The sequence below is a fragment of the Streptomyces sp. NPDC051020 genome, from assembly GCF_040683105.1.
Lineage (GTDB): Bacteria > Actinomycetota > Actinomycetes > Streptomycetales > Streptomycetaceae > Streptomyces.
In genome coordinates, this window is sequence record NZ_JBFBCG010000181.1 from 1 (window position 1) to 4,425 (window position 4,425).

Annotated in this window: 3 protein-coding genes and 1 pseudogene; 1 reads left to right on the top strand and 3 read right to left on the bottom strand. The window is 71.1% G+C overall.

The genetic code is table 11. The features are described from left to right. Window positions 1-252: 252 nt before the first annotated feature. The 3 genes from AB0N06_RS38120 to AB0N06_RS38130 are packed head-to-tail and all read right to left on the bottom strand — an operon-like array spanning window position 253 to window position 3,895. A complete protein-coding gene (locus tag AB0N06_RS38120) occupies window positions 253-2,823 on the bottom strand; it encodes an FtsX-like permease family protein (protein WP_366139262.1) in 2,571 nt (856 codons plus the stop codon). Continuing rightward, window positions 2,820-3,596, bottom strand: a complete 777-nt coding sequence (locus AB0N06_RS38125) for an ABC transporter ATP-binding protein (protein WP_366139263.1) — start codon at window positions 3,594-3,596, stop codon at window positions 2,820-2,822. The genes AB0N06_RS38120 and AB0N06_RS38125 overlap by 4 nt, the downstream gene beginning before the upstream one ends. After that, on the bottom strand, window positions 3,593-3,895 hold the full coding sequence (locus tag AB0N06_RS38130) for an SHOCT domain-containing protein (RefSeq protein ID WP_366139264.1): 303 nt from the start codon (window positions 3,893-3,895) through the stop codon (window positions 3,593-3,595). The genes AB0N06_RS38125 and AB0N06_RS38130 overlap by 4 nt, the downstream gene beginning before the upstream one ends. A gap of 203 nt (window positions 3,896-4,098) precedes the next feature. Here AB0N06_RS38130 and AB0N06_RS38135 point away from each other — a divergent pair. Further along, window positions 4,099-4,248: pseudogene (locus tag AB0N06_RS38135) on the top strand (helix-turn-helix domain-containing protein); the annotation flags it as partial. Window positions 4,249-4,425 lie beyond the last annotated feature (177 nt).

The window sequence follows — 4,425 nt, forward strand, 5'->3', positions numbered from 1 at the left end:
CTCAGCCATTCCCCGTACAGCAGATGGGTCCGGGCCAACTCGGTCCGTGTCTCGGTGCGGCCCATGCGCTCGCCCCGCTCCTCGTGCCCCTCCCGGCAAGCTGTGCCCCGTCGCGCCGCCCGGCACGCCCGCCGCGTTGGCCACAAGCCCTGATAGTTCCTTCCAGGGCTTCCGGTGGCCTTGCGATCGCACGCACCGGACGACGCTCCTCATGGGGCACACGTGGCCGATCATGGCACTCACTGTCTGTGTTCAGTCGGCGGCGATGGCACGGAGCACGTCCAGGCGCGCCGCACGCCGAGCCGGTCGCCAGCCGGCCAGCACCCCGGCGGTGATCCCCACGAGGGCGACCACCAGCAGCCGTGTGGGTGGCAGCGCGAAGGCGAACGGGGTGTCGCCCGCGCCTTCCGACGCGTTCACGAGCACCCAGCCGAGGAAGCCGCCGAGCAGCAGACCGCCTGCTGTTCCGAACGCGGCGACCAGCACGGATTCCCAGCGGACCATGGTCCGCAGCTGACTCCTGGTCTGTCCGACGGCCCGCAACAGGCCCAGTTCCCTGGCGCGTTCATGGATGGCCAGGGTGAGGGTGTTGGCGATGCCGAGCAGGGCGATCAGTACGGCGAGTGCCAGCAGCGCGTAGACGAGCGTGAGCATCATGTCGATGGGGCCGGCCGAGGACCGCGCGTACTCTCCGCGGGTCTGTACGTCCGGATTGCCGTACGCCGCGGCGGTCTTCTGGACTGCCGCCTTTCCGTCAGCGGTCGACACCCCGTCCTTGAACGACACGGCGATGAGCGTGTCGGAGTCCTGCGCGCGGTGCGGCGCCCAGGCCTGCCGGGTGATGACGTAGGTGCCCGCCAGTTCCGACCGGCCGTAGACCGCGCGGACCGTGAAGGTCTGCTGCTTGCCGTCGGTGAAGGTGAGCCGGGCGGTGGAACCGGTGTGCAGACCGCGCTCGGCTGCCTCCGCTTCGGACACGGCGATGCCGTTCGGGCCCAGTGCGTTCATCGATCCGCGGACCGGGCCGAGGTCGAAGACCCTGGCGAGCGCGGCAGGGTCGGTGACGGTCAGGGCGCGTCCCGCACCGTTGACCTCCGCAACGCCCTTGCCGAGGCCGACCGCGGTGGATACTTCGGGCAACCGGCCGACGGCGGGCGCGAGCGCGGGGCTGAGACCGCTGCCACCGGCGCCGAACGCGGGCGCGCTGATGGCGACATCACCGGCGAAGGAGCGGTCCACGGTCTGGTTCATGGTGGCCTTCAGCGAGGCGCCGAAGACGGTGAAGAGTGAGACGACCGCGACGCCGATCATCAGCGCGGTCGCGGTGGCGGCGGTCCGCTTGGGGCTGCGCAGCGCGTTGCGCCTGGCCAGTGCGCCGGTGACACCGCGCAGCCGGTCGAGTGGAGCGCCAAGGATCCGTACGGCGTATGTGGAGGCGGCCGGGCCGAGCACCACGAAGGCGGCGGGCGCCAGGACCGCCCCGGCGGCCGACGGCCAGACGGACGGATGGGCAAGGACGCCGGTCAGGATGGCGCCGACCGCCGCGAGCAGCAGCATGACACCGGTGACGGCGCGGGTCCGCGAGGCCGCCGAGTCGTCGACGGCGGTCTCGCGCAGGGCCGCGAGCGGTGCGGTGCGTCCCGCGCGGACGGCGGGCAGGAGGGCCGAGCCGAGACAGACGAGTACGCCGACGGCGAACGGAAGCAGCAGCGAGATCCCGCTGATCACCAGCGCGCCGTCGGGGAACGGGAAGCCGACGGCGGGGAAGAGCGCCTGCAGTCCGGCGGCGATCCCGATGCCCCCGGCCAGTCCGGCGGCGGAAGCGAGCACGCCGACCGCGGTTGCCTCGACGAGGGTCGAGCCGAGGATCTGACGGCGGGACGCGCCGAGGGCGCGCAGCAAAGCGTTCTCCCTGGTGCGCTGCGCGACGACGATCGCGAACGTGTTGTGGATGGAGAAGGTGGCGACCAGCAGGACTATCCCGGAGAACACCAGCAGCAGCGTGGTGAACAGGCTGAGGAACGCACCGGAGATCATGCTCTGGTTCTCGGCGGCGGAGGCCTGCCCGGTGATGGCCTGCGTGTCGGCGGGCAACACGGGAGTCAGCGCATCCACGAGTTCCTGCTGGCTGGTGCCGGGGGCGGCGCGCACCTGGATGCTCGACGCCTCGCCGGGCTTCGGGGTCAGGTACTTCTCGGCGTCGGCCTGCGTCATCCCGGTGAAGGTGACCTGGCCCATGCCGTCCTCACCGCCGAAGGTGGCCAGGCCGACGACGGTGACGCGCACGGGGTCGGGGGCGCGCAGTACGGTCGTGTCGCCGATCTTCAGCCCTCCCCTGGTGGCGGTACCGCGGTTGATGACGACCTCACCGGACCGGGACGGGGCCCGCCCCTCGGCGAGCTTGTAAGGGTTGAGCTCCGGGTCCTGGATCCAGTTGCCGGCGACGGTGGGCGGGCCCTGGCCGCCGATCGGCTTGCCGTCGGCGCCGATCAGCTGCCCGGCGCCCTGGATGTCGGGAGCCGCGGCGGCGACGCCCGGCGTCTGCTCGATCGTCTTCAGGAGGGTGGTCCTCACCGGCTGCCGGGTGCCCTGCCCTTCACCGGGCACGGTCACCACATTCGTACTGCGGACGACTGCGTCCGTGCCGGCGGCGGCGTTCGCGAACATCGTGTCGAAGCCGGCGCGCAGGGTATCGCTCATGACGAGCGTGCCCGCGAGGAAGGAGACGCCGAGCAGAACGGCGGTGAACATGCCTGCGAAACGACGCTTGTGGGCGCGGAGCGAGGAGACGCTGAGGCGCACGGAGGCGCGGGCGCCGGTCATGGCGTCACCGCCGTTGCCCCCGGCGCCGGGTCGAAGGCCTTGAGCCGGTCGAACACGCGCTCCGCGGTGGGGTCCGGCATGCGGTCGACGAGGCGCCCGTCGGCGAGAAAGACGACCTCGTCCGCGTGGGCTGCGGCGACCGGGTCATGGGTGACCATGACGACCGTACGGGAGGCCCGGCGAACGGTGTGGCCGAGGAGCCGCAGCACCTCCTGTCCGGCCCGGGAGTCGAGGTTGCCCGTCGGTTCGTCGGCGAAGACGACGTCGGGGTTGCCTGCGAAGGCGCGGGCCACGGCGACCCGCTGCTGCTGGCCGCCGGAGAGTTCGCTGGGCCGGTGGTGCAGCCGGTCCCGCAATCCCACGGTGTCGATGAGCGCGTCGATCCACTCCCGGTCGCCGCGCTCCCCCGCGAGGTCGATGGGGAGGGTGATGTTCTCGGCGACGGTGAGCGTCGGGATGAGGTTGAAGGCCTGGAAGACGAAGCCGATGCGGTGTCGGCGCAGCAGGGTGAGCCTGCGGTCGTCGAGTGCGCTGAGGTCCGTGTCGCCGATGAGGGCGGAACCGGAGGTGAGCGTGTCGAGTCCGGCGGCGCAGTGCATCAGGGTGGATTTTCCGGAGCCGGAGGGCCCCATGATCGCGGTGAAGCGGCCGGCCGGGAAGTCGACGCTCACCCTGTCCAAGGCCGTGACCTCGGTGTCGCCCGTGCCGTAGACCTTCACGGCGTCGACGACGCGGGCGGCGGTGGCGACCCCGGTGCGGATGCTCATGGTCATGCCACACCTCGCCTGCCGGTGGGGCCGAACTGCTCGTCCAGAACGGAGAGCCGGCGCCAGTACTCGTCCTCGTCGATCTCGCCCGCGGCGAAGCGGCGGCCAAGCAGAGTGATGGGCGACTGTTCACCGAAGACAGCGGGGCCGCTGTGCGCGGCGCGGGGGCCCCAGGGGCCGCGTCGGCCGCCTCGCCACACGGTACGGCGCAGCGCGGTGACTACGGTGACGGCGATTGCTGCCCAGGCCAGTGGGAAGAGGAAAATCCACGGCCCGGGTCCACCGGAGTAGGCCAGGGTGTTCATCTCGGTCAGCTCCCTCGGTTCGGAGATCTCGGTCGGCGTTCTTCCGACGCTTCCGAGCCTGGCCCCGGGACGGGGTCCGAGTCGTCGTACGGCCAGCGGCCGTGCACGTACCCCCGCGGGAGTACGTGGCGGTCCGGCGGCTGCTCCCGTTGGCCGGCCAACATTCCCGGTTTCTGTACCTACTGGTATGTGCAGTGAGCTTCATGAGCACTGCGGATCGTCTGATCGAGGCCACCCAGGAGCTCCTGTGGGCGCGCCGCTATGTGGGCACGAGCCCCAGGGCCATCCAGCGGCAGGCGGGCGTGGGCCAAGGCAGCATGCACCACCACTTCACGGGCAAGCCCGACCTGGCACGTTGGGATTCCGCCAACCAGAGTAGTTGTGCAAGATGTTGAGAACTTCGACCCGCCGCGAGACCTCGGATGGCTCCCCCGGCCAGGGTCATTGCATGATCGAGATCTGTCTGGGTTCGTCACGTGAGGCCGAGGGCTCGTAGGGGCCGGTGGTAGTCGCGGCCGGTGCGGCGGAGG

Excerpts from the sequence above, each read along its gene's own strand:
- AB0N06_RS38120 (WP_366139262.1), bottom strand. The coding sequence starts at position 2,823 with ATGACCGGCGCCCGCGCCTCCGTGCGCCTCAGCGTCTCCTCGCTCCGC.
- AB0N06_RS38125 (WP_366139263.1), bottom strand. The coding sequence starts at position 3,596 with ATGACCATGAGCATCCGCACCGGGGTCGCCACCGCCGCCCGCGTCGTC.
- AB0N06_RS38130 (WP_366139264.1), bottom strand. The coding sequence starts at position 3,895 with ATGAACACCCTGGCCTACTCCGGTGGACCCGGGCCGTGGATTTTCCTC.